At 69.6% G+C, this 22,892-nt stretch carries 22 protein-coding genes; 14 read left to right on the forward strand and 8 right to left on the reverse strand.

What is annotated here, in order from left to right; all coding sequences use genetic code 11:
• Positions 1-20 precede the first annotated feature (20 nt).
• The 6 genes from OG963_RS38900 to OG963_RS38925 all read left to right on the forward strand — a co-directional run bounded on the left by OG963_RS38900 (position 21) and on the right by OG963_RS38925 (position 6,549).
• A complete protein-coding gene (locus OG963_RS38900; RefSeq protein WP_093929866.1) occupies positions 21-1,484 on the forward strand; it encodes a basic amino acid/polyamine antiporter in 1,464 nt (487 codons plus the stop codon).
• Positions 1,485-1,538: 54 nt separating this feature from the next.
• Positions 1,539-2,798 (forward strand): arginine deiminase, encoded by a 1,260-nt coding sequence (locus OG963_RS38905; protein WP_319325621.1) that lies wholly within the window; start codon positions 1,539-1,541, stop codon positions 2,796-2,798.
• Positions 2,799-2,921: 123 nt separating this feature from the next.
• Positions 2,922-4,148 (forward strand): PP2C family protein-serine/threonine phosphatase, encoded by a 1,227-nt coding sequence (locus tag OG963_RS38910; protein ID WP_093929868.1) that lies wholly within the window; start codon positions 2,922-2,924, stop codon positions 4,146-4,148.
• Positions 4,149-4,253: 105 nt separating this feature from the next.
• The gene (locus OG963_RS38915; RefSeq protein WP_093929869.1) at positions 4,254-5,432 is read left to right on the forward strand and encodes a low temperature requirement protein A; all 1,179 of its coding nucleotides are present in this window, start codon (positions 4,254-4,256) and stop codon (positions 5,430-5,432) included.
• 68 nt (positions 5,433-5,500) lie between these two features.
• A complete protein-coding gene (locus OG963_RS38920) occupies positions 5,501-6,211 on the forward strand; it encodes a TetR/AcrR family transcriptional regulator (RefSeq protein ID WP_256223550.1) in 711 nt (236 codons plus the stop codon).
• A gap of 107 nt (positions 6,212-6,318) precedes the next feature.
• Positions 6,319-6,549 carry a DUF6296 family protein gene (locus OG963_RS38925; protein WP_030920638.1) on the forward strand — a complete coding sequence of 77 codons (231 nt, stop codon included), beginning with the start codon at positions 6,319-6,321 and terminating at the stop codon, positions 6,547-6,549.
• 426 nt (positions 6,550-6,975) lie between these two features.
• On the opposite strand, the gene OG963_RS38930 is transcribed toward OG963_RS38925, so the two are convergent.
• Complete coding sequence (locus OG963_RS38930) at positions 6,976-7,164, reverse strand: DUF6381 family protein (protein ID WP_030920636.1); 189 nt, start codon at positions 7,162-7,164, stop codon at positions 6,976-6,978.
• 142 nt (positions 7,165-7,306) lie between these two features.
• Between OG963_RS38930 and OG963_RS38935 the strand changes: the two genes are divergently transcribed.
• Positions 7,307-7,999, forward strand: coding sequence for a ribonuclease H (locus OG963_RS38935; RefSeq protein ID WP_093929870.1), 693 nt, complete (start codon positions 7,307-7,309; stop codon positions 7,997-7,999).
• Between the two features lie 131 nt (positions 8,000-8,130).
• Positions 8,131-8,862, forward strand: a complete 732-nt coding sequence (locus OG963_RS38940) for a CDP-alcohol phosphatidyltransferase family protein (protein WP_093929871.1) — start codon at positions 8,131-8,133, stop codon at positions 8,860-8,862.
• On the opposite strand, the gene OG963_RS38945 is transcribed toward OG963_RS38940, so the two are convergent.
• Positions 8,828-9,277 (reverse strand): adenylyltransferase/cytidyltransferase family protein, encoded by a 450-nt coding sequence (locus tag OG963_RS38945; protein ID WP_030920630.1) that lies wholly within the window; start codon positions 9,275-9,277, stop codon positions 8,828-8,830. The two genes, OG963_RS38940 and OG963_RS38945, sit on opposite strands and share 35 nt — an antisense overlap.
• 210 nt (positions 9,278-9,487) lie before the next feature.
• Between OG963_RS38945 and OG963_RS38950 the strand changes: the two genes are divergently transcribed.
• Both OG963_RS38950 and OG963_RS38955 read left to right on the forward strand, forming a co-directional pair.
• A complete protein-coding gene (locus OG963_RS38950) occupies positions 9,488-9,610 on the forward strand; it encodes a hypothetical protein (protein WP_256223581.1) in 123 nt (40 codons plus the stop codon).
• 263 nt (positions 9,611-9,873) lie between these two features.
• Positions 9,874-10,857 (forward strand): GDP-L-fucose synthase, encoded by a 984-nt coding sequence (locus tag OG963_RS38955; protein WP_030920628.1) that lies wholly within the window; start codon positions 9,874-9,876, stop codon positions 10,855-10,857.
• An 85-nt stretch (positions 10,858-10,942) separates the two neighbouring features.
• Here the strand turns inward: OG963_RS38955 and OG963_RS38960 are convergent, their stop codons facing one another.
• Complete coding sequence (locus tag OG963_RS38960) at positions 10,943-12,493, reverse strand: sugar transferase (RefSeq protein WP_093929872.1); 1,551 nt, start codon at positions 12,491-12,493, stop codon at positions 10,943-10,945.
• A 324-nt stretch (positions 12,494-12,817) separates the two neighbouring features.
• On the opposite strand from OG963_RS38960, the gene OG963_RS38965 reads away from it, so the two are divergent.
• A complete protein-coding gene (locus OG963_RS38965; protein WP_319325608.1) occupies positions 12,818-14,083 on the forward strand; it encodes an FAD-binding protein in 1,266 nt (421 codons plus the stop codon).
• Positions 14,084-14,133: 50 nt separating this feature from the next.
• On the opposite strand, the gene OG963_RS38970 is transcribed toward OG963_RS38965, so the two are convergent.
• Positions 14,134-15,129, reverse strand: a complete 996-nt coding sequence (locus OG963_RS38970) for an MASE1 domain-containing protein (RefSeq protein ID WP_093929874.1) — start codon at positions 15,127-15,129, stop codon at positions 14,134-14,136.
• Between the two features lie 57 nt (positions 15,130-15,186).
• A complete protein-coding gene (locus OG963_RS38975; protein ID WP_093929875.1) occupies positions 15,187-16,020 on the reverse strand; it encodes a PP2C family protein-serine/threonine phosphatase in 834 nt (277 codons plus the stop codon).
• 317 nt (positions 16,021-16,337) lie between these two features.
• Here OG963_RS38975 and OG963_RS38980 point away from each other — a divergent pair, with 317 nt between their 5' ends.
• The gene (locus tag OG963_RS38980) at positions 16,338-16,637 is read left to right on the forward strand and encodes a DUF1876 domain-containing protein (RefSeq protein WP_030920613.1); all 300 of its coding nucleotides are present in this window, start codon (positions 16,338-16,340) and stop codon (positions 16,635-16,637) included.
• Positions 16,638-16,777: 140 nt separating this feature from the next.
• A complete protein-coding gene (locus tag OG963_RS38985) occupies positions 16,778-17,890 on the forward strand; it encodes an XdhC family protein (RefSeq protein ID WP_319325605.1) in 1,113 nt (370 codons plus the stop codon).
• Positions 17,891-18,039: 149 nt separating this feature from the next.
• On the opposite strand, the gene OG963_RS38990 is transcribed toward OG963_RS38985, so the two are convergent.
• Entirely contained in the window at positions 18,040-19,356 is a 1,317-nt protein-coding gene (locus OG963_RS38990) for a pectate lyase (protein ID WP_371799948.1), read from the reverse strand.
• A 397-nt stretch (positions 19,357-19,753) separates the two neighbouring features.
• Here OG963_RS38990 and OG963_RS38995 point away from each other — a divergent pair, with 397 nt between their 5' ends.
• Entirely contained in the window at positions 19,754-20,392 is a 639-nt protein-coding gene (locus OG963_RS38995) for a DUF6629 family protein (protein WP_093929876.1), read from the forward strand.
• Positions 20,393-20,432: 40 nt separating this feature from the next.
• On the opposite strand, the gene OG963_RS39000 is transcribed toward OG963_RS38995, so the two are convergent.
• On the reverse strand, positions 20,433-22,133 hold the full coding sequence (locus OG963_RS39000; RefSeq protein WP_371799949.1) for an acyl-CoA dehydrogenase family protein: 1,701 nt from the start codon (positions 22,131-22,133) through the stop codon (positions 20,433-20,435).
• A 74-nt stretch (positions 22,134-22,207) separates the two neighbouring features.
• Entirely contained in the window at positions 22,208-22,819 is a 612-nt protein-coding gene (locus OG963_RS39005) for a TetR/AcrR family transcriptional regulator (RefSeq protein WP_371799950.1), read from the reverse strand.
• Positions 22,820-22,892 lie beyond the last annotated feature (73 nt).

Consider the following 22,892-nt stretch of genomic DNA (forward strand, 5'->3'; position numbering starts at 1 on the left):
GCGCGTCGATGAGGGATCTGATGACCGACTCCGACACCGGCACCACACCGTCCGCCGCGGCCGAGGGGCGGCCTGCGGCCAAACTGACCCTGTTCACGATGGCGACGATGGTCGTCGGCTCGATGGTGGGCGCCGGGGTGTTCTCCCTGCCACGGCGGTTCGCCGAGGAGACCGGAGTCGCCGGCGCGCTGATCTCGTGGGTCATCGCGGGCATCGGCATGCTGATGCTGGCGTTCGTGTTCCAGGCCCTCGCGGTGCGCAGGCCCGATCTCGACGCGGGCGTCTACGCCTACGCCAAGGCCGGATTCGGTGAATATCTGGGCTTCTTCGCGGCGTTCGGATACTGGGCCAGCGCGTGCGTCGGCAACGTCACCTACTGGGTGCTGATCATGTCGACGATCGGCGCCATCGCGCCCGTACTCGGCGACGGTGACACGCTCCTCGCGGTCGTCCTGTCCACCGTCGGGCTGTGGGCGTTCTTCCTGCTCATCCGGCGCGGAGTGAAGGAAGCGGCGGCCATCAACCGGGTGGTGACCGTGGCCAAGGTCGTACCGATCCTGGTCTTCATCCTGCTGTCCCTCTTCTACTTCGACCCGTCCGTCTTCGCAGCGAACTTCGGCGGCGCCGACTACGCCGGCTCGCTCTTCCACCAGGTCCGCGGCACCATGCTCGCGACCGTCTTCGTCTTCCTCGGTGTCGAGGGAGCCAGCGTCTACTCCCGCCACGCCAAGCGACGCGAGGACGTCGGCAAAGCCACCGTCCTCGGATTCCTGAGCGTCTTCGCCGTCTTCGCCTCGGTCACCATCGTGTCGTACGGAATTCTGCCGATGAGTGAGATCGCCGAGCTGCGCCAGCCCTCGATGGCCGGCGTGCTCCAGGCCGCGGTCGGCACCTGGGGCAAGGTCTTCGTCAGTGTCGGGCTCATCGTCTCCGTACTCGGTGCCTATCTGGCATGGACGCTGATGGCCGCCGAGGTGCTCTTCGTCGCGGCCAAGGACGAGGACATGCCGCGCTTCCTGGGTCGTGCCACCGAGGCCGACGTCCCCGTGCCCGCCCTTCTCATGACCACCGCACTGAGCCAGATCGTCCTGGTCGTCACGATGTTCTCGGACGACGCCTTCAATTTCGCCCTCGACCTGACCAGTGTGCTCAGTCTGATCCCGTTCTTCCTCGCGGCCGCCTTCGCCGTCAAGATCGCATACAGGCCAGGCCCGGAGAGTGCCGTGGAGCGCGGGCCCCGCCGGGAACTGGTGATCGCCGCGCTGGCGACGCTCTACACCGCGTTTCTGGTGTACGCCGCCGGGCTGAGGTTCGTACTGCTCTCGTTCATCCTCTACGCCCCGGCGACGTTCTTGTTCGTCAAGGCGAGGCGGGAGCAGAACAGGCGCTTGTTCTCGCCCGCCGAAGCTGTCATCTGCGCCGTCTCGATCGCCGGTGCCGTCGTGGGCGTGATCGCCCTGGCGGTCGGCTGGATCGAGCTCTGACCTGCCTGCCTCAGCCGTCCCGTCTCCCTCGCCCCATGCGGAAAGGCACACACCGTGACCGACACATCAACGTCCGCGCCGGCACTCGGCGTCCATTCCGAGGTCGGCAGGCTGCGCAAGGTATTGGTCTGCGCGCCGGGTCTGGCACACCGCCGGCTCACCCCTACCAACTCCGACGACCTGCTCTTCGACGACGTCATGTGGGTGGAGAACGCCCAGCGCGATCACGCCGACTTCGTCGACAAGCTGGCGCAAGGCGGTGTCGAGGTCGTCGAACTGCACGACCTGCTCGCCCGGACCATGGCGATTCCCGAGGCCCGGACATGGCTTCTGGACCGGAAGATCACCGCGAACGAGGTGGGCATCGGGCTCATCGACGACACACGCGCCTTTCTGGAATCACTCGATCCGCGCGGGCTCGCCGAGTACCTGATCGGCGGTCTCGCCACAACGGATCTGCCGGACGAGTTCCGCTCCGGGTACGTCACCCTGGCCCGCGATTCGACGGGCGCACGCGAGTACCTCATGCCACCGCTGCCGAACACGCTCTACACGCGTGACACCACCTGCTGGCTCTACGGCGGCGTGACCATGAACCCGCTCTACTGGCCGGCCCGGCACGGCGAAACCCTTCTGATGAAGGCCATCTACACCTTCCACCCGGACTTCATGGGCTCCACCGTGTGGTGGGGAGACCCGGAACTGGACTGGGGCCAGGCCACGTTCGAGGGCGGCGACATCATGCCCGTCGGCAACGGCGTCGTGCTCATGGGCATGAGCGAGCGCACCTCCCGCCAGGCCATCACCCAGGTCGCGGCCTCACTCTTCAGGAACGGCGCCGCCGAGCACGTCATCGTCGCGGGGATGCCGAAGCTCCGCTCGGCGATGCACCTGGACACCGTTTTCACTTTCGCCGACCGGGACATCGTGACGGTCTACCCGACGATCATGGAAGCGGTTCATACCTTCTCCCTGCGCCCCGAAGACAACGCTCCTGGTGTCGGCATCACCGACGAGGGATCGTCGGCGTTCGTCGATGTCGTCGCCAAGGGTCTGGGCCTGCCCGGTCTGCGGGTGATCGAGACAGGCGGCGACGTGTACGCGTCCGAGCGGCAGCAGTGGGACAGTGGCAACAACGCCGTCGCCCTGGAGCCCGGTGTCGTCTTCACCTACGACCGCAACACGCAGACCAATACCCTTCTGCGCAAGGCCGGGGTCGAAGTCATCACCATCGTCGGCGCCGAACTCGGCCGTGGGCGTGGCGGCGGCCACTGCATGACCTGCCCGCTCATCCGTGAACCCGTCGACTTCTGAACCGACTCGCCCGCTCCGGGCACTCTCCCGTGCAGACGGTTGTGCTCCCCGGCCCGTCCCGTCGGCGGCACGGGCCGGAGCGTGGGGTCACACGGTGACGGCGGACACTGAGGCAGGCGGACCATGAAGGATGACGGCATCGACTACACGGCAGTGTTCCGGGGCCTGCCCGGCATGGTGGCGCTGATCACCCCGGAACTGATGTTCGCGGATGCGAACGATGAGTTCCTTCGCATGTCCGGTCGCACGCGCGACCAGGTCGTCGGCCGGTACCTGTTCGACGTGTTCCCCGACAATCCGAACAACCCCGCCGCGACCGGCATGCGGAATCTGGAGGCGTCGCTCCGACGGGTGCTGGCCACCGGCGAGCGGGACGCCATGGCGCTGCAACCCTATGACGTCCAGTCCTTGGAGCGGCCGGGCGAATGGGTGGAACGGTACTGGAGCCCGGTCAACGCCCCGGTGTTCGGCCCCGACGGGCGGGTGGTCCTGCTGGTGCACCGGGTGGAGGAGGTGACCGAGCTCATCAAGGCCCGCGGCGGCCCCGACACCGACCGAACCCGCGTGTTGGAGGCCGAGCTCTACACCCGGGCCCGGGAGCTGCAGGAGGTCAACGAACGGCTGCGGCAGGCCCATGCCCGGGAGCGTGAGGTGGCCCTCGCCCTGCAGCAGGCCATGCTGCCCGTCCCCGGACCCGTCGGCCGCCACCGCCCCGCCGTGCGGTACCGGCCCGCAGCCGGCTCGCTGAACGTGTGCGGCGACTGGTACGACCTGGTCGATCTGCCCGGCGACTGCGTCGGCGTCGCCGTCGGCGACGTCGTCGGACACGGCCTTCGGGCCGCCGGTGTCATGGGTCTGCTCCGCAGTGCGCTGAGCGCCGCGTCCCGGGTCGCCCGCGGCCCCGCCCAGGCCCTGGAGGTCGTCGACCTGTACGCCCGTTCGGTCGACGGTGCCGAGAACACCACCGTCGTCACGACCCGCATCGACTGGGACGCGCGCACCATCAGCTACAGCAGCGCCGGGCACCCCCCGCCCGCACTGCTGCACACCGACGGCGCCGTGGAGTTCCTCGACCAGGCCACCGACCCCCCGCTCGGCGCCCACCCGGACTTCGTTCCCCGGCCCCAGGGCACCGCCGTCTTCGCCGCCGGGGAGGCCCTCGTCCTGTACACGGACGGCCTGATCGAACGCCGCCGCGAGGACATCGACGTCGGCCTCGCCCGCCTCGCCGACTCCCTCGTCCGCCACCAGGACATCGACCCCGAAGCCCTTGCCGACGCCGTCCTGCTCGATCTGCTCCCGCCCGACGGCCCCACCGACGACACCGCCCTGGTCATCGTCCGGCTCTGACCCTCCCCGTCCGCCGATGTCCTGCCGCCCCGCGGGCCCGGACCGTGCCCCGCGAGACGTGGCCGCCTGCGTCCAGGAGCGGAACACCTGTCCCATGATTCCCTCATGAGTACACGTCAGCCCGCCGCCCGGCGGCATGCCTCCTGGATCGAGCTCTTCTTCGACCTGGTCGTCGTCGCGGGTGTCCTCCAGCTCTCGCACCTGTTGCACGACAGCCCGACAGCCGCCGACCTGGGCCTGTACGTGGTGCTCTACCTGGCGTTCTGGATCGCGTGGGTCTGCTTCACCGTCTACGGGAACGTGGAGGGAAGCCGCGCCTGGACGCCCGGTTTCCTGCTGGCGATGTTCGGGCTGGCCGTCATGGTCGCGTCCGTGCCCGGCATCAGCACCGACCACGCCCTGGCGTTCGCGATCGCGTACGCCTTCGTGCGCTGGCTGTCCGGCCGGCTCTGGCGGCCCGGACAGATCGTGGTGGACTGGCCGCTCGCTCAAGTGGGCGGCGGGACGCTGCCCTGGATCGTCTCGCTGTGGGTGGATGCCCCGGTGCGGTACTGGCTGTGGGCTCTGGGCCTCGCGTTCGACCTGCTGATCATGCTCACCGCCTCGGGCAGCCGCATGCTCCGGGACGCACAGGACCGCGTGCAGCGCGTCGTCAGGAAGCGAGGACACTCCGATCGGCTGCCGGTCATCGAGGCGGCCTACTCCGATGTGCCGCACATGGTGGAGCGACTGGGCCTCTTCGTCATCATCGTGCTGGGCGAGGGGGTCGTCCGGATCACCTCGGCAGCTGCGGACACCGCCTGGGACGTGCCGATGGCCGGTGTCGCGACCGGTGGCTTCGTCCTGCTCGTCGCGCTGTGGAGCATGTCCCTGCTGCACGGCTTCGGCGGCGTGCCGAAGCCCGGACCGGACGACCTGCCCGTGCGGGTGACCCTGACGCTGCACTGTGTGACAAGCTGCACGATCGCCGTCCTGGCCGCGGGGCTGGGGCTGGCCATCGCCCATCCGCACGGCCCCGCCCCGGACGAGGCACGCTGGCTGCTGTGCGTGGGTCTCGCCGTGTACTTCGGTGTCGGGTTGCTGGCCGCGGCGGCGGCCCGTGCGCCATGGGGGCACACCCTCGCCTGGGCGCTGCCCTGTCTGCTGCTGACGCTCGCGCTCGGCGGGTTCGCCGGCCACTTCGGTGCGGTGTGGCTGGTCTGGGGACTGGTCGCAGCAGTGGTCTGGCAGATCACCTGCGTATCGGATGCGGGCGCAGGGCTGCGCGTGCGGAGCCGTAGCTGACCTTCACGGGCAGATTGTTTTACCTATACGAAAACGGTTGCGGGGGAGGTGAGAGGGACAATGGTCATGTGTCGGGTGCAGACAGGAAGCAGGCGGCGGGCAGGCGGTCCGTGGGACGGCCGCGCAGGCTCGACCCCGACACGATGGTCGCCACCGCGCGGCGCATCCTCGAGGAAGAGGGCCTGGACGCCCTGAGCATGCGACGGGTGGCGAAGGAGCTCGGCAGCACGCCGATGGCGCTCTACCACTACGTACGGGACAAGGACGAGCTGCTGATGCTCACCCTGTCCGGGACCGCGGGGGCCTTGCCGCGCCCCGAACTGCCCGAGGACCCGCGCGCGCGGCTGCTCGCGGTCTCTGTGCACGCGCATGAGATCCTCCGCCGGATGCCGTGGGTGCTCGACGTCCTGGCGCTGGGCGAGCTCACCGACAGGGATGCCCTGTGGATAGTGGAGGAGATCCTCGACTGCTCCCAGAAGTGCGGTCTCTCCCCGGCCCGGGCGGTACGGGCCTGCTGGACGATCTGGCAGTACATCTACGGCGACCTGATCTTCCGCAGGGCCGCCGCCCGCCGTGCGGAGCACCCGCCGAGCAGGCACTACTTCCCCGAGATGGTCACCGAGGAGGACGCGGAGGAGCTGCCGAGGCTCACTGCGATCAAGGACCAGTGGCGCGCCTACGCCGCCGACTACTCGGTCGCCGACGAGCTCGACGCGATCATAGACGGCCTCATCCGCCGGGGAACCCGCGGCTCGGACGAGCCCGCGCTGCCGTCCTGAGGCGCCTGTGCCTCCAGATCCTCTTGAGGCACAGCGCGCGGGTGTGGGCGACAATGGAAGACGCAGGCAGCGGACTCGCCGCCGAAGATCGTTGGGCGGAGCCCCTTATGGATTACCCAGAAAGTTACGAGCTGGTATTTCAGGCATCTGCCGTCGAGGACGACGCCGTGATCGTTCGGCGGACCGTGCGGGAGGGGGCCGGCGGCTACCCCATCTACGAGGACGAGACAGGCATCGTACGCGCGGAGATCAGCGAGAACGGCGAGGTGCGGATGATGGCCAGCGGCGGACACCAGGTGCTCGGCTCACCACTGGTCCGTGCGGTCAGCGAGCACTGAGCGACCTCGTGCGTGGTATGGAACGCAGCTGTCGATGGACACTTCGTTCGCACGCATGAGGACCCGTTCCAGGTGCGTCGCTGCGGGGTCCGCGGTGGTGATCATCAGCATCCAACTGCTCGGTTCGGTACGGCCGGTGGTGCACCTCGACCATCGGCCGTCGTTTCCAACGGGTCGTCGTTTCTGGGGGGCTGACGGAAGATCAGGCGGGCCTCGCTACGCGGGAATTCGCTGAACGGGCAATGGGCATGCGATGGGGCGTGCGCCGATGCTTGTCCGCGGTCCGTCCGTGTCGAGACGGCTGCACCGGGTAACCGCGCTCCGGGTGGCCGACGGCAGAAGCGGTGAGCCCACGGCAGAGGCCGATGGTTCGCCGCCCACTCATGGACAGAGCGGCGAAACCATCGGCCTGTGCGTGCTGCGGTCCTACTTGTGCGGGCGCGTGTCGCCGCTCATGTTGCTGAGCTGCTCGCTCTGCTCCTGCAGCTTCCGAGCCTTCTCCTCGAGCCGCTGACGCTGCTCGGGATCGGTGGCGCGCTCCGCGGCCTCGGTCATGTGCTTGGCCTTCTCGCGCATCTGCTGGGCTCGGCCACTGGTTTCGCCTGCAACGCTCATCGTCACTCCTTGGACGCTAGGTGAAGAGCGGGCTCCATCAGAGAACCAGCGTCGCGGGCTCTCCGCATTCCGAAGCGTTACGCTGCGTCACCGTCAGGGCTGCGCGGCCGTGGGACGGCGTGACGCTGGCATGATCGGGGGCATGAACGAGCGCATGATCGCCGCGTGTGACGGGGCATCGAAGGGTAATCCGGGGCCTGCGGCCTGGGCATGGGTCGTGGCCGATGCCCAGGGGAGCCCTCGACGTTGGGAGGCGGGGCCGCTGGGAACCGCCACCAACAACGTCGCCGAACTCACCGCGCTCCAGGAACTGCTGGAGTCCACCGACCCGGGCGCGGAGATCGAGGTCCGGATGGATTCCCAGTACGCCATGAACGCGGTCACGAAATGGCTGCCGGGGTGGAAGCGCAACGGGTGGAAGACCTCGGCCGGCAAGCCCGTGGCCAACCGCGATCTGGTGGTCCGCATCGACACGCTGCTCAGCGGCCGGACCGTGAACTTCGTCTACGTGCCCGCCCACCAGGTGGACGGAGACCCGCTCAACGCCCTTGCCGACCAGGCGGCCAGCGAGGCCGCCGTCGCCCAGCGGGCGGCGGGTTCCGCCCATGGGTCCCCGCTGCCGATCCCCGCCCCTGCCAGGGCGTCCGGGGGCCGGAGCGGCGGTGCGGCGGCGAAGAAGACGGACGGTGCGACACGCCCCGCGCGCACCGGAGGCACTGTCCGGGCCAGGTTCGCGGGGCGCTGCCACTGCGGAAAGCCCTACGCGGCCAAGGACATGATCGCCAAGAATCCGAACGGATGGGGCCACCCCGAGTGCCGTACCGCGCCCGCCTGAGGCGACCGACTGCCGGTCCGACCTCGGGAGTAGCCCCGTAACAGGCGCTCTCCGTGCCATGATGCGGCTCCGACCGCAGCGTCCGCGGTGCTCCGCCGACGCTGCGGGAACGGCTGGACGCTGGGGGGCGTATGGGATCCACAGGTACGGTGCTGCGCGAGTTGCGCGGCGCACAGAAGACCGCCAAAGGTGTGTCGCTCTACTCGCGGTACGTGAACCGCCCGGCCGGACGGGTGCTTGCGGCCGGCGCCTTTCGGGCCGGGCTGACGCCGAACCAGGTCACACTGGTCAGCGCGGTGTTCACCTTCGCCGCCATCGCTTCGGTGGCGCTGGTCCGTCCGTCCTGGGGGCTCGGGGCAGTCGTGTACGCCGCTCTGGTGCTCGGCTTCGCCTTCGACTCGGCCGACGGGCAGCTCGCCAGGCTGACCGGGCGGGGCGGGCCCGACGGCGAGTGGCTGGACCATGTCGTGGACTGCGCCAAGATGATCCTCGTCCACACCGCCGTGCTGATCTCTTTCCACCGGTTCTTCGAGCTGCCCGGGGAGATCTGGCTGTTGCTGCCGCTGGGCTTCCTGTTCGTCGCGGTGCTGACCTTCTGTGCCGGTCTGCTGCGCGAACAGCTCGGGAGGGCCGCTGCCCACCCCGCACCGCCCGGCAGCGCCACGGCCCCGGTGTCCCGGGTGCGGGCCGTGGCGCTGCTTCCCGCCGACTACGGGGTCTTCTGCCTGGTGTTCCTACTGCTCGGGAACGAGGCCGCGTTCCGTATCGGCTATGCCGTACTCGCCGTCGTGCACGCGTTGTTCCTGGTGGCCTTCCTCGTCAAGTGGTTCAGGGAGCTGAAAGCGCTCCGGGCGGCGGGCTGACGAGCCTGTCCAGTGCCCGGCGCAGCTGGGTACTGGACGTATGCACGGTGTACGGGAAGTAGACGACCTCCACGCCGACTTCGGCGAAGTCGCGCTCGAGCCGCTTCCCCTTCTCCGTGCCCCGCCAGTCGTCCCCCTTGAAGATGACGTCGAACCTGACCTGCTGCCACGTCTCGACCTTGTCGGGAACGGTCTCGACGAACGCCGCATCCACATAGCGCACGCTGCGGACGATCTCGAGCCGCTCCGGCAGTGGAATCACCGGCTTGTGGCCTTTGGCGAGCGCGGCCATCTCGTCCGAGACAACCCCCGCCACCAGGTAGTCGCACTGGCTGCGGGCGTGCCGCAGGATGTTCAGGTGCCCTACATGGAACAGGTCGTAGACCCCTGGCGCGTAGCCGACCCTGTGCACCATCCGTTCTCTCCCCCCACGGTGAACGTGACGTCCGTGTCCCGGTCAGGTGTCCGGACATGGCGTCCGGTCCTGCGGGATATCGGTATCGGTGTTGATGGTGCAATGACCTTACTGTGAAGACCACTTGCGCATCACGTGAACGGATAAGCTCACTTTTGGGGATGTTCCCTGGAGGGAACGGGGGCTGTACCGGGGGAAGACGATCGTCCGATGTCCGATGCCGATCATCACAAGCCGTTCGAGGGCCGTCGGCTTCCCGTCGTCTGGACCGACTACGCGCCGGAGCTGACCGGAATCGGTCCGTACGCTGCCCGACTCAGGGCCGTCCCGTAATTTTTGGCGGGCTCACGACGACAGCCGTGGCATCTCGCTGCGATGTCGGAACGCCCGGACATGCCCGCATGGAGGCGCCCCTCCGCCCTGCGATGCACCGCATCTGACATCGCGCGCCGACTCACCAGGGATGAATGCGGCCTTCGCCGCATCCTCGCCCGCCGAGGCCGCTCGAGAGGCTGTTGGGTCACCGAAATATCAGTATTTGCGTGATCTGCGGCAAAACTGCACCGCGTTGCACGGCTACTGGCACAATCCGAGCCATGACGACTGATCTCCCCGGCACTCCCCAGGAATCCGTCCGCCCCCTCCTGCGACCCGGAGCCCGCATATTTGTCGCGGGCCACCGCGGGCTCGTCGGCTCGGCAGTGGTGCGCCGCCTCAGCGCCGAAGGCCACGAGGTGATCACCCGCGGTCGCGACAGCCTCGATCTGCGTGACGCCGCACCGACCGAGGCCTTCCTGCGTGACATCCGCCCGGACGCCGTGGTGCTGGCCGCCGCCAAGGTCGGTGGGATCATGGCCAACAGCACGTATCCGGTGCAGTTCCTCGAGGACAACCTGCGAATCCAGCTGAGCGTGATCGCCGGTTCGCATGCCGCCGGGGTCGAGCGGCTGCTCTTCCTCGGCTCGTCCTGCATCTACCCCAAGCGCGCCCCGCAGCCGATCTCCGAGGACGCCCTGCTCACCGGCCCGCTGGAGCCGACCAACGAGGCGTACGCGCTCGCCAAGATCGCCGGCATCGTGCAGACCCAGTCGTACCGACGGCAGTACGGCGCCTCGTACATCAGCGCCATGCCCACCAATCTCTACGGGCCCGGCGACAACTTCGACCTGGATTCCTCGCACGTGCTGCCCGCCCTGATCCGGCGCTTCCACGAGGCGCGACACGGCGGCGCACCCGAGGTCACCCTCTGGGGCTCCGGCAGCCCCCGGCGCGAGTTCCTGCACGTCGACGACCTGGCCGCGGCATGCCTCCTGCTCCTCGAGCGTTACGACGGTGACGAGCCGGTCAACGTCGGCTGCGGCGAGGATCTGACCATCCGTGAACTCGCCTCGACAGTACGTGATGTGACGGAATATCAAGGAAGCGTCTCCTGGGACACGTCGAAGCCCGACGGCACCCCGCGCAAGCTCCTGGACATCTCCCGCCTCTCCGCTCTCGGCTTCAAACCACAGATCCCGCTGCGCGACGGCATCGCCCGCACCTACGCCTGGTGGCTGGAACACCGGGACACCGACCGCTGACTCCGCCGGGCCGCGGCGGCCGTCGCAGCGCGACGGCCGCCCGACCGGCCGGCGTTCACTTCTCGCGTCCGGTGTCCCGCCGCTCTCAGTACGCCCCGCGGCCGTCGGTGACGGCGCGCAGCGTGCGGGCCATGAGCCCCAGATCCGTGGCCACCGACCAGTTGTCGACGTACCACAGGTCCAGTGCGACGGTCTCTTGCCAGGACAGGTCCGAACGTCCGCTGACCTGCCACAGGCCCGTCAGCCCGGGCCGGACCGCGAGCCGCCGGAGCTCACGCTCGTCGTAGCGGGACACCTCCTCCGGCAGAGGAGGCCGCGGACCCACCAGTGACATGTCGCCAAGGATGACGTTGAGCAGCTGCGGCAGCTCGTCGAGCGAGGTCCGGCGCAGGACCCGGCCTATCCGGGTCACCCGGGGATCGCGCCGCATCTTGAACATCGGACCGTCGTTCTCGTTGGCCGTCGCCAGCTTCGCCTTGTGCGTCTCGGCGTCCTCCACCATCGTGCGGAACTTCCACATGGTGAAAGGCTGGTTGTGCTGCCCCTGACGGATCTGACGGTGGAACACCGGGCCGGCGGAGGTGAACCGTATGGCCGCCCCGATCAGCAGCAACAGCGGTGTCAGCAGAACGAGTCCGAGGGCCGCACCGATGCGGTCCACCACGGCCTTCAGCGCCATCTGAGGCCCCCGGCGCAGCGGCGGCACGATGTGCAGCAGCGTCAGCCCGGCCGCGGAGGCGGGACGCACCCGGCCCGCCGCGATGTCCGAGAGGTCCGACAGCACGGACAGTTGGAGCCCCCCGTCGTGCAGCCCCCAGGACAGGCGTCGCAGACGTTCCCCGGAGAGCTGTGGTCCGGGTACGACCAGTGCCAGGTCCGCGTCATGGGCGAAGGCTCCGCCCAGGACCGTCGTCACGTCGTCGTCCGCCGGGGCGGGTGCGAGCCGCCCCGGCACCGGAGCCTCACCGCTCAGTGACGCCGTCCCCACGGGTATGGCGGCCACCACGGTGTAGGCGTGGTCCGTACGGGAACCGAGCAGCTGCACCGCCCGGTCCACCCCGGGCGCTTCGCCGACCACCAGCACCCGGTGCGCGGCCTGCTGTCGCCCTCCCGGCCACGGGAGGTGACGCACCGTCGACACGACGACGGTCACCAGCAGGCCGGGCGCCAGCGCCGCGACCGCGGTCACCGGCTGGACCGGCTCGCTGAACACGGTCGCGAGCACGGCCATCACGCCCATGAACAGCAGCCAGTCCCCCGGAGCGGTCAGCGCGCCCGCGAAGCCCGCCGGCCGCGGGCTCGTGTACCTGCCACGCACGGCCCGGACGCCTGCCCACGCCGACGCGGACACCACGGCGGCGAGCTGTGCCCGCGGCTGTCCGTAGGCGCCCAGTACGAGCCAGGCCGGTATCCCCATGCCGAGAAGATCGGCGCAGACGATGAGCGGCAGGTATCGGCCCGGTCTCTTCTTCGGGCCGGGCCGGTGGTCGGAACGGTTGCGCTGTACGGTCGGGGCGCTCCACAGCTGTTCGAGTACCGTGCTGTGCGGCCGGTTTGAAGCAGTCCGTGGACGTGGCGCGCCCGCCAGTCCCGCGGGTCCTGATATTTCGGATTCGGGTAGCTCGACATGCCCCATGAACCCCCCAGTCACAGTTGCATCTCCACAAACAGGACGCATCCGCCGATCCCGTGGACTGACGGATGCGCCCTCGCTCGGTGCACGATATCCACACACGTGCCATTTCGCTGGAGTTCTCGTGAAGTTCAGAACGCGAGCTGCCGCTTTGGTCTCGTCCCCTTCCGAGCCGGATCACAGGGTCTTGTGGTCGGCTGTTGGCATTTGGGCGGTTCCGCGCTGGGATTGTGCGCGGACGTGTCACCACCTCGTACGGTCGCCTCCGCGTCTGGGAGACTTGGCCGGAGGCGGCGATGGCCGGCCACGAGCGAAAGAGGACGTGCGGTGACTCCCGCGGAGAAGAACTGGGCCGGAAACATCACCTTCGGTGCGCGGCGGCTGCGTACCCCCAGCTCGGAGGCCGAGCTGCAGGAGATCGTCGCCACCGGCACAAAGGTACGGGCGCTGGGCACCCGGCACTCCTTCAGTACCGTCGCCGACACGGCCGGAGACCTCGTGTCGGTTGCCGGACTGCCTCGCACCGTCGACATCGACCGGGAGGCGGGGACGGTCACCGTCAGCGCGGGACTGCGATTCGGGGAGTTCGCCGACGAACTCCACCAGCACGGCTTCGCCCTGCACAACCTGGGTTCGCTGCCGCACATCTCGGTGGCCGGCGCCTGTGCTACCGGAACGCACGGCTCCGGCGTGGCCAACACCTCCCTGGCCGGTGCGGTCCGGGCGCTGGACATGGTCACGGCGGACGGGACCACCGCGCGGCTGACCCGCGGAGACGCGGACTTCCCCGGCGCGGTGGTCGCCCTCGGCGCCCTCGGCGTGGTGACCCGGCTGACGCTGGACCTGGTGCCCGCCTTCGACGTACGGCAGTGGGTCTACGAGGATCTGCCGCAGGCCCGGATCGGCGACCGGTCCGGGTTCGACGAGGTGATGTCGGCCGCCTACAGCGTCAGTCTCTTCACCGACTGGCGGGGCGGCCCCGTCAACCAGGTCTGGCTCAAGCAGCGAGTGGATGCGGACGTGGCGGCGGAGGCGCCCGCCGAGTGGCTCGGCGCGAGGCTCGCGGACGGTCCGCGCCACCCGATCCAGGGCATGCCGGCCGAGAACTGCACGCGCCAGCAGGGTGTTCCCGGTGCGTGGCACAAGCGTCTGCCGCACTTCCGGCTGGAGTTCACCCCGAGCAACGGGGACGAGTTGCAGTCGGAGTACTTCGTGGCTCGGAGCGACGCCGCGGCAGCCTTCGCCGCGCTCGACCGGCTCCGGGACCGGATCGCCCCGCTGCTGCAGATCGGCGAGATCCGCACCGTGGCCCGCGACGACCTGTGGCTGAGCCCCGCGGGCGGGACCGACGCGGTGGCCTTCCACTTCACCTGGGTGCAGGACATCGCCGCCGTCACACCGGTGCTCGGGGCGATCGAGGAGGCCCTGGCACCGTTCGGTGCCCGTCCGCACTGGGGCAAGGTGTTCACGACCGCACCCGAGACGCTGCGCACGCTGTACCCGCAGTACGCCGGCTTCGAGAAGCTGATGGCCAGGTCCGACCCGGCGGGCAAGTTCCGCAACGATTTCCTGGACCGCCACTTTCCGCAGTGACGCCGGCGAGCGGCGCGCGGGGGTGAGTCGGGGGACCCGGCCGCCCGGCGTCAGAGGCCGTCGCGTCTTTCCTTGTACCGCGACGGCCACGCGGTCGCCGATCTGCCCGGCGCGAGGTGGTCCACCACGTCGGCCAGCTCCACACAGGCCTGCTCGATCCGGCGCCGGATGTCCATCTTCTCGGTGACGATCGCCGCCAGCAGCAGCGCGGTCAGCGCCACGGAGCCATTCAGGATCGCCAGGTTCAGCATCACCTGCAGGACGGTGTGTCCGGCGAACGGACCAACCGCCTGCCCTCCCGCGATGATTGCCAGCACGGACACCAGCAGCGCGCAGGGCGCGCTGCCCGCCAGCTGGAAGCGGAGGGCGGCCCAGATGAGCAGCGGAAACACCAGATAGATCATCGACAGTTCGCTCCGCGTGGCCACCAGTGAGACCACGACGGAGACGACCGCCAGTGCGGTCGCCTCCAGCCATCTGTCGTCGGCGCGGGGCAGCCGCGCCTTGCGCATGACGAGCATGAGCGGCGTGACCACGAGCACGCCCATGGCGTCCCCCGACCACCACGCCGCCCAGACCGGCCAGAAATGGCCTGCGGGCAGCTTGCCGTCGAGTACGAAGAGCACGGTGCCGACCGTCGCGCTGATCAGCATTCCGGCCATCGCGCCGAGGAAGACCAGTACGACGCCGTCACGCAGCCGGTCCAGCTCCATCCGGAAGCCGAATCTGCGCAGCATGAGGTACGAGCAGACGGGCGCCACGGTACTGCTCATCATGATGCCGTAGTCGGAGAGCGAGACCGTGTCGGAGAGCGTGATGATGTTGAGCAGGGCGCCGAGGGTGATGCCGGGCCAGACGCCGATGCCCAGGTACAGCAAGCAGCCCAGGGCGATCCCCGTCGACGGCCAGAGCGGAGTGACCGTGGCGCCGTGGACGGTCATCTTTCTCAGCAGACCGATCTGTCCTGCCCCGTAGTAGCCGGCGGCGACGACCAGGATGCGGAGCACGGCTGACGCCGTACGTCTGGTTTCCTCGCTGCGGATCACAGATCTCATCAGACACCGCGGCCCGGGACGCGCGGCGGCGTGACACGCTCGGCCCGGTCACCCGGAGCCGACGGGGAAGCCTTTGTGGCGCAGGACCAGGACGGCCGCGTCGTCCTGGTGACCGGTGCGCTCCGCCGTCTGCATCACCTCGTCGGCCAGCGCCTCGGCCGACGCCGAGGCCCGCGCGGCCACCAGTCGCACGACCGCGTCCAGCCCCTCGTCGATCGGGAACGAGGGCCCTTCGACGACTCCGTCCGTGACAAGCACGAACGCTCCTGGGGCGGTCAGCCGGTGGCGGGTGACCGGATACTTCTCCGCCTCACCGACACCCAGCGGCAGTCCGCCCGCGTCCTGTGTGATCCCCGACCGCCCGTCCGTCGTGGCCCAGACGGCGGCCACATGTCCGGCCCGGGCCGTGCGCAGTTCCCCGGCGTGCGGGTCGAAACGGACGAACGTGCAGGTCGCCAAGAGGGTGGAGTCGATGGAGAGGAGCAGATCATTCGTCCGGCCCACGATCTCGCCGGGATCCGCGGTGGTGGCTGCGATCGCCCGCATGCCGATCCGGATCTGCCCCATGAACGCGGCGGCCTCCACGTCATGGCCCTGCACATCCCCGATGGCGAACCCGAGGGTGCCGTCCGGCAGTGGAAAACCGTCGTACCAGTCGCCACCGATGTCCAGTCCGCTGCGAGCCGGTGAGTACCGGGCGGCGGTCTGCAGCCCCGGGAACGAGGGAAGGCCGACGGGGAGCAACTCCTGCTGCAACGCCTCGGCCAGCTCCACCCGAGCCTGGTGCAGCTGGACCTCGTGCCGTGCCCGGGCGGTGAGCTGCTGCAGCGTGGTGAGCAGCTCCTCGGCACTCGCGGAACGGTGAGGACGACGCCGGTTCATGGGCCGCTCCACACTGCATTCGTTCGCGAGCCGCAACACAGGGCTATGTGGCGGGCGGATCCGGGACGCCTTCCGCACAGTCCCGTGGGCACCGCGCGGCCGGGCACCGTCCGGCGACGACACCCGTGGCAGTTGCTCCCTGCATCATATTTCGGTGCCGAAACTCCCGCAGGGTGAGCCGCCGGTCACCGATTCCGCAGGGTCCCGGGGCGGCACCCGCCGAGCCCGGAGCGCGCGAACCGGCCGTGCTGGGTGGATCCTGATGACAGGAACGCGTCGTGGCGGCACAGCCCGGACGCGGGTGAGGGAGGTGCGCGATGACACGCACACTGGAGTGGAATGTCCACCTCGATCTCTCCGAGGAGAACGGTACGACCAAGGCCGAAGCCGTGCTGGACACCGGTTCCGAGAAGCTCATGGGGCATGGGGTCGCCCGCTGCAACCCGCAGGACGTGGACATCCCCACCATCGGTGACGAACTCGCGGCGAGCCGTGCCATGAAGGACGTCGCGGGCCAGCTGATGAGAGCGGCCGACCGCGAGATGGAGGCGGTGGGCGCCGGCCCCACGAAGGGGCCCCTGGGCAAGCCGTACGCCTGGCCGGATGTGGCGGGCTGACGCCGTAGGCCGCAAGGCCTACGGCCTCACCGCCGACGGCACATTCATGGATGCCTTGGTCGAGAGACACGGCCTGCAGGCTCTCCGGACACCGTTCACGGCAGGTGTCGGCGGCGAGACAGCTGGGGGCGGTGCTCGTCATGCGTGAGATCCTCCCGGCGCTGAGCCGCTGGTACGCCTCCGGAGAGCCGTTCGGGCTCGCCACCGTCGTCGCGGTCACCCGAAGCGCGCCCCGCGGCCCCGGCGCGGCGATGGCGGTGGGCCCCGGTGACGAAGTCGTGGGCAGCGTGTCCGGCGGCTGTGTCGAAGGAGCCGTCTTCGACCTGGCCACGGAGGTCGTCGAGACCGGCCGGGCACAACTGCGGACGTTCGGTTACAGCGACGAGGACGCCTTCGCGGTCGGCCTCACCTGCGGTGGTGAGATCACCCTTCTCGTACGCCCTGTGTCGCCCGCGACCGACCCCGCGTTCGGCGAGGTCGCCGCGTCGGTCGCCGAACACCGGCCGGTGGTTCTGGCCACCGTGACGGACGGCCCTGCCCGGCACGGCGCCGCGCTCGCCGTCTGGCCGGACACGGTGTCCGGTTCGCTCGGAACCAGCGGCCTCGACGCGGCTGTGACCGCCGACGCACGGGGCGAACTGGCCCAAGGGGCAACGGGCCTGCGCCACTACGGTCCACGTGGCGAGCGCCGTGAGGACGACGTCACCGTGTTCCTGCACTCCTTCGCGCCGCCCCCGCGCATGCTTGTCTTCGGTGCGATCGATTTCGCCGCCGCGGTGGCCCGGATCGGAGCGTTCCTCGGCTACCTGGTCACCGTCTGCGACGCACGGCCGGTCTTCGCCGACCCCCGGCGATTCCCGGACGGTGTGGAGGTGGTCGTCGACTGGCCGCACCGCTATCTGCGCTCCACGGACACCGATGAGCGGACCGTCATGTGCGTGCTCACGCACGATCCGAAGTTCGACGTCCCCTTGTTGGAGGTGGCTCTGCGCTGCCCGGCCGCGTACATCGGCGTGATGGGAAGCCGCCGGACTCATGAGGACCGGCTGGCACGGCTGCGGGAGACCGGCCTGGGCGGGACGGAACTGGCGAGACTGCGCTCGCCCATCGGCCTCGATCTCGGCGCCCGCACCCCCGAGGAGGTGGCTGTCTCGATCGCCGCGGAGATCGTCGCACTGCGCTGGGGCGGCACCGGCGCCCCCCTCGCCGACACCGCAGGGGCGATCCACCGGCCGCGACCGATGTCCCTGTGAGCCGGCGGCCACGCAAAACGCTCGGCTGGGAAACCCCAGCCGAGCGTCTGGCTAAGCTCCTGGCTTCAGCCAGTTGACAACTGTGTTGCTACGACCCCTGGAATTCGCCTTGCCGGGGCGGGCCTCTTCTCGGTGTTCCGGACCTCGCGTCAGTCGACGTAGGTGATGTCCGAGGGGGAGTAGATGCAGTTGGTGCCGTCCGCCCCGGTACCGATCTTGGTGGGCTCGCCGCTCGTCACACCCTTGTACTTGGTGCAGATGTCGATATCGGCATCTGCGTCGTCGTAGATCGTGATGCCGGAGAACCGGGCCGTGTCACCGTAGTTGGTGTTGATGCCCACGATGCTGTCACCCGGCGAGGTGACCCAGACGTTCTGTACCTGGACGTGCCGGCCGTACATCGTGGAGCAGTTGCCGCACGAGCGGTACAGCTTGCCGAAGTCCTCGACCCGGAAGTTCTTGATGATCAGGGTGCCGGCGCCGTTGTGCTGGAACACCTTGTCGTCCGCCAGCCTCGCGCCGCCGCCGTCGATCGTGCGGACCAGCGAGGAGGAGCCGCCGAGGAAGGTCGCGGCGTCCTCACCCACATCCTCCCACCACACGTTCTTGAGCGTGCAGGCGCCGAGGCAGTGGACGCCGTCGGCGGCCGGGGCGCCGAGGATGACGTTCTGCAGAGTGGCACCGTCCGCGAGCTCGAACATGGCCGGCTGGTCCTCGTCCTGACCGTCGCTGCCGAGGTCACCGCTGCCGTAGAAGCGCTTCAGGCCGCCGTCGTAGGTACCGGACACTCCGATGGTCGCCGTCACGGCCTGACTGCCGTTGGCGGTGGGCCATGCGGGCGGTGCCCCGGGGGTGGTGGGCGGCGTCGTGGGCGGAGTGGTCGGGGGAGTGGTCGGCGGATCCGTGGGGACGGAGCCCGCCGCGGTGAAGGTCCAGCGCTTGCTGGTCACCGAGTCGCAGGAGTTCTGCTGGACCACGGCGCCGACCGCGGTCGAACTGTCCTTGGTGTTGAGGCACTTGCCGCCGTTGCTGTTGACGACCTGGTAGGTGTTGCCGCTGACCGGAGCGAGCGTCCACACCTGACTGGAGGCGCCGCTGCAGGTCTGCTGCTCGACCGCCTTGCCCGCGCTGGTGGAGGCGTCACGCACCGCGGCGCACTTGCCGCTGTGCGAGGCAGCCAGGGTGTAGCCGCTTCCGGAGGCCGTGAGCCGCCACGTCTGCCGGGCGGCGCCGGTGCAGGTGTTCTGGCTGAGCTGGACACCGTCGGAGGTTGCGGAGGCCGGAACCTCCAGACACAGTCCGCTGCCTGCGTTCGACAGGCTGTACGAGCCCGCTGCCGGCGCGGCCGTGGCCGAGCCGGTCGCGAACAGTGCTGTGAGAGCCGCGGCGATCAGTGAGACGACCGCGATGAACGAGGCGGCTGCCCGGCCGCCCCGCCGTCTGGCATGCTGATTCTCTGTGCGCACTCGGAGTTCCTTTCACCGCCTGCGGTGTCCTCCGCAGGCACCCGTGAGGTGGTTGGTGCGGTGGTAAAGGCAGTTCCTCGGCCAGGGAACGACGTTCCGTATTCTGAACCGATTTCTTGTACGCGAACAGCGGTGACGGTACGTCAACGGGATGCGACGGTCAATGAGTTGGCGCGAACAAGCGCGAACGGACGCACCTGACCGCTGCCGGCGGGTGCTCGCCACCGACGCCCGTGCAGTGAGCCGTAGTTGACGGCTCCCGGGATCGGAACGCCGGCAGCGCCGCCACTCGAAGCCCATCAGGTGTGGGCGGGGCGCCGGTCTTGTCCCGTGAGGAGGCCCTAGCGTTGCCCCCGTCAGAGATCGACTCGCACGACTTCGGGGCCGGGGTGACTTCATGTGCTGGAGTGCGACCGCCGATCTGGTGGCCGGTTCCGGCATCGCCGCGATCGGAGCGGTCTGCGTCGCGCGCACCCGCGGGTCCCGCGATCTGCCGCTCGCTGCGCTGCCGCTGCTACTCGGTGCCCATCAGATCATCGAGTCGTTCATCTGGCGCTCCGGCGGCGGCGCCGGACCCGCCACGGTGGCCTGGGCCGTCATCGCCCTTCCGCTGCTGGCGCTCTGGGTGCCGTCGGCAGTGCTGAGCGCCGCGCCGCCGCGGGCCCGGCGCCGGCTGCTGCTCCCCGTGGTGGTCGGCGCCGTGACCGCCGCCTGCCTCGCGTACGGTCTGGCCGCCCGCCCTGTGACCGCGGAGATCCGCGGTCACACCCTCGGCTACGTCCTCGACCTTCCGCACTCGGAACTGCTCGTCGCGGGCTACCTCGTGGCCACGGTCGGCTCCCTGCTGCTCGCCGGTGACCGTCTGCTGCGGCTCCTCGGCTTCCTCGTCGCCGCCGGCGCCGCGATCTGCGCGACGCTGTGGCGTCTGGAGTTCATCTCCACCTGGTGCGCGTTCGCCGCGGTGTGCTCGGTGGTCCTGCTCGGCTGGACGCGCCGTCCGCCGGTCACCGATCGAACGTCGCTGCAGCATCACTGAGAGGACAGGTCGGTGCCCGGCCGATCGGCCGGGACAGCCCTCAGAGTCCGCCGAAGTGCCGCTCCACGATCGCGGCGGCGTCCGTGCCGCGCGGCAGGATGCCGTACTGATGGCCACGGTCTTCACCCAGGCGGGCGGCGACGAACGCCTCGGCCATGGGCGCCGGAGCGTGACGCAGCATCAGCGAGGACTGCAGGGCCAGCGCCATGGCCTCGACCGTCGCCCGGGCACGCGTCTGTGCGGCAAGGGGATCGAGCAGGTCCTCCGCCAGCTCACGACGCACCCGGCGCACATGTGCGTCGAGTACGGCACTGGCACCGCCGGTCGTCTCCAGCTCGGCCCAGAAGGCGTCCAGCGACTGCGGGGTCCTGGCGATGCCACGCAGGACATCGAGGGCGATGACATTGCCCGAGCCCTCCCACACGGCCATCACCGGCTGTTCGCGGTAGCGGCGGGCCAGCGGCCAGTCCTCGGTGTAGCCGTTGCCGCCCAGGCACTCCAGCGCCTCGTAGGCGTGGTGCGGGCCGCGCTTGCAGATCCAGTACTTGGCCACCGCCGTGGCCAGCCGGCGGAACATCGCCTCGGAGTCGCCGCTGCCCGTCTCGTACGCCTGGGCGAGCCGCAGCGAGGTCCAGGTCGCGGCCTCCGTCTCCAGGGCAAGATCGGCGAGGACCGCCGTCATGGCCGGCTGGTCGACCAGCCGGGCACCGAAGGCGCTGCGGTGCTCCGCATGCCAGATCGCCTCGGAGACCGACTGGCGCATGCCCGCCGTGGTGCCCAGTACACAGTCCAGGCGCGTGTGGTTGACCATCTCGATGATGGTGGGAACGCCACGCCCCGGCTCGCCGACCCGTACCGCCCACGTGGAGTCGAACTCCACCTCGGAGGAGGCGTTCGACTTGTTGCCGAGCTTGTTCTTCAGCCGCTGGATACGGACCGTGTTACGCGTGCCGTCGGCCAGCACACGCGGTACGAGGAAGCAGGTCAGCCCGGCCGCCGCCTGGGCCAGAACCAGGAAGGCATCCGACTGCGGGGCTGAGAAGAACCACTTGTGACCGGTCAGCAGATGGGCTCGGCCGTCGGGGTCGGAGGCGACCGGGACCGCGCGCGTGGTGTTGGCTCGGACGTCGGAGCCGCCCTGCTTCTCCGTCATCCCCATACCGAACGTCAGCCCCGACTTGCTGCCCGGAGCGATCAGCCGCGGGTCGTAGGAGCGACTGAGCAGACCCGGCAGCCAGTCCTGGCCCACTTCGAGGTCGCGTTGCAGGACCGGGACCACGGCGTGCGACATGGACATCGGGCAGGCGTGGCCCGGCTCGACCTGGGCGAACAGCATGAACGACGCCGCCCGGGCCACGGCGGCACCCGGCTTCGGATCGGCCCACGCCGCGGTGTGCGCGCCATGACGCACGGCCGCGCCGATGATCTCGTGGTACGCCGGGTGGAAGTCGACCTCGTCGACCCGGTTGCCGTACCGGTCGTGGGTGCGCAGCACGGGCGGGGACGTGTGGGCGAGCTCCGCATCGGTCTGGAACTTCGTGGAGCCGACCAGGCTGCCGATCTCGTGGAGTTCCGGCTCGTGCCATGCCGCGCCGAATGTCCGGACGGCCTCGGCGAGCGGCAGATTGGTGCCGTACTCGTCGAGGCTGGTCCGGGGCGGCGCCTGGTTGGTGACCTCATGGGTGGGGTGCGGTGCGGGAGCCTCCGGCCGGAGGCCGGTCGGGGATGCGGTGACGGTCATCTCGGAGATCCTGTCTGACGTCGGCTGTCTGGTCGGCCGGTACTGGGGAGTGACGGTGGGCTGCGGGGAGCGGGTCAGGTGCCGACCGCTCCCACGGCTCTGAGGCACAGGGTGGCGATACCTGCCACGAGCGGCTCCGGGTCGGTCCGCTCGCCCACCGGGGACAGCGGGCCGAGCAGCGATTCACTGATCGCGCCGATCACCGCGGCGGCAGACAGCCGGGCGTTCTGCACGGGCAGCTCACCCGACTCGATGCCGGCTGTGATGACCGTTTCGGCGAGGGCGTGATAGCCGCGCCGGTAGGTCAGTCGTTCCGCCTCGACCAGCGGATCGACGGGCTCTGCGAGCAGCGCCCAGGCCGTACGCGGCGTACGCAGGGCCCGGAACGCGAACACCTCGACCAGGGCGCGCAATTGCTCGGCCGCCCCGCATTTCGCGCCCACGGCTTCCTGTACCGCGGTGAGCTCATGGCCGGCGACATGCCGGAAGACCGCGGCCAGCAACTCCTGCTTCGAGGCGAAGTGGTTGTAGACGCTGCCGGTGGCGACCTGGGCGCGCTCGGCGAGCGCGGAGATGCTGGCCGCGGCGTATCCGCCCTCGGCCAGCAGCTGTCGTGCGGCGTCCAGCAACCGCTGGCGATGCGCGAGCCGTGTCGCCTCGGTGCGGGCGGTGGGGCGGTAGGCCACGATGATCTGAACCTCGATTCATAACTTCAGCTTCCACTGAACCACCGTTGCGTTCCCCGCGCAATGATCGGGA

Origin of the sequence: Streptomyces sp. NBC_01707, from assembly GCF_041438805.1 — a bacterium.
Classification (GTDB): Bacteria; Actinomycetota; Actinomycetes; order Streptomycetales; family Streptomycetaceae; genus Streptomyces.

Bases quoted from the DNA above. Each gene is read 5' to 3' on its own strand.
- OG963_RS38910 (WP_093929868.1), top strand. From the start codon at position 2,922: ATGAAGGATGACGGCATCGACTACACGGCAGTGTTCCGGGGCCTGCCC.
- OG963_RS38935 (WP_093929870.1), top strand. From the start codon at position 7,307: ATGAACGAGCGCATGATCGCCGCGTGTGACGGGGCATCGAAGGGTAAT.
- OG963_RS38945 (WP_030920630.1), bottom strand. From the start codon at position 9,277: ATGGTGCACAGGGTCGGCTACGCGCCAGGGGTCTACGACCTGTTCCAT.
- OG963_RS38975 (WP_093929875.1), bottom strand. From the start codon at position 16,020: ATGAACCGGCGTCGTCCTCACCGTTCCGCGAGTGCCGAGGAGCTGCTC.
- OG963_RS39000 (WP_371799949.1), bottom strand. From the start codon at position 22,133: ATGACCGTCACCGCATCCCCGACCGGCCTCCGGCCGGAGGCTCCCGCA.
- OG963_RS38995 (WP_093929876.1), top strand. From the start codon at position 19,754: ATGTGCTGGAGTGCGACCGCCGATCTGGTGGCCGGTTCCGGCATCGCC.
- OG963_RS38985 (WP_319325605.1), top strand. From the start codon at position 16,778: ATGCGTGAGATCCTCCCGGCGCTGAGCCGCTGGTACGCCTCCGGAGAG.
- OG963_RS38950 (WP_256223581.1), top strand. From the start codon at position 9,488: ATGTCCGATGCCGATCATCACAAGCCGTTCGAGGGCCGTCGGCTTCCC.
- OG963_RS38940 (WP_093929871.1), top strand. From the start codon at position 8,131: ATGGGATCCACAGGTACGGTGCTGCGCGAGTTGCGCGGCGCACAGAAG.
- OG963_RS38900 (WP_093929866.1), top strand. From the start codon at position 21: ATGACCGACTCCGACACCGGCACCACACCGTCCGCCGCGGCCGAGGGG.
- OG963_RS38980 (WP_030920613.1), top strand. From the start codon at position 16,338: ATGACACGCACACTGGAGTGGAATGTCCACCTCGATCTCTCCGAGGAG.
- OG963_RS38925 (WP_030920638.1), top strand. From the start codon at position 6,319: ATGGATTACCCAGAAAGTTACGAGCTGGTATTTCAGGCATCTGCCGTC.
- OG963_RS38955 (WP_030920628.1), top strand. From the start codon at position 9,874: ATGACGACTGATCTCCCCGGCACTCCCCAGGAATCCGTCCGCCCCCTC.
- OG963_RS38930 (WP_030920636.1), bottom strand. From the start codon at position 7,164: ATGAGCGTTGCAGGCGAAACCAGTGGCCGAGCCCAGCAGATGCGCGAG.
- OG963_RS38915 (WP_093929869.1), top strand. From the start codon at position 4,254: ATGAGTACACGTCAGCCCGCCGCCCGGCGGCATGCCTCCTGGATCGAG.
- OG963_RS38960 (WP_093929872.1), bottom strand. From the start codon at position 12,493: ATGGGGCATGTCGAGCTACCCGAATCCGAAATATCAGGACCCGCGGGA.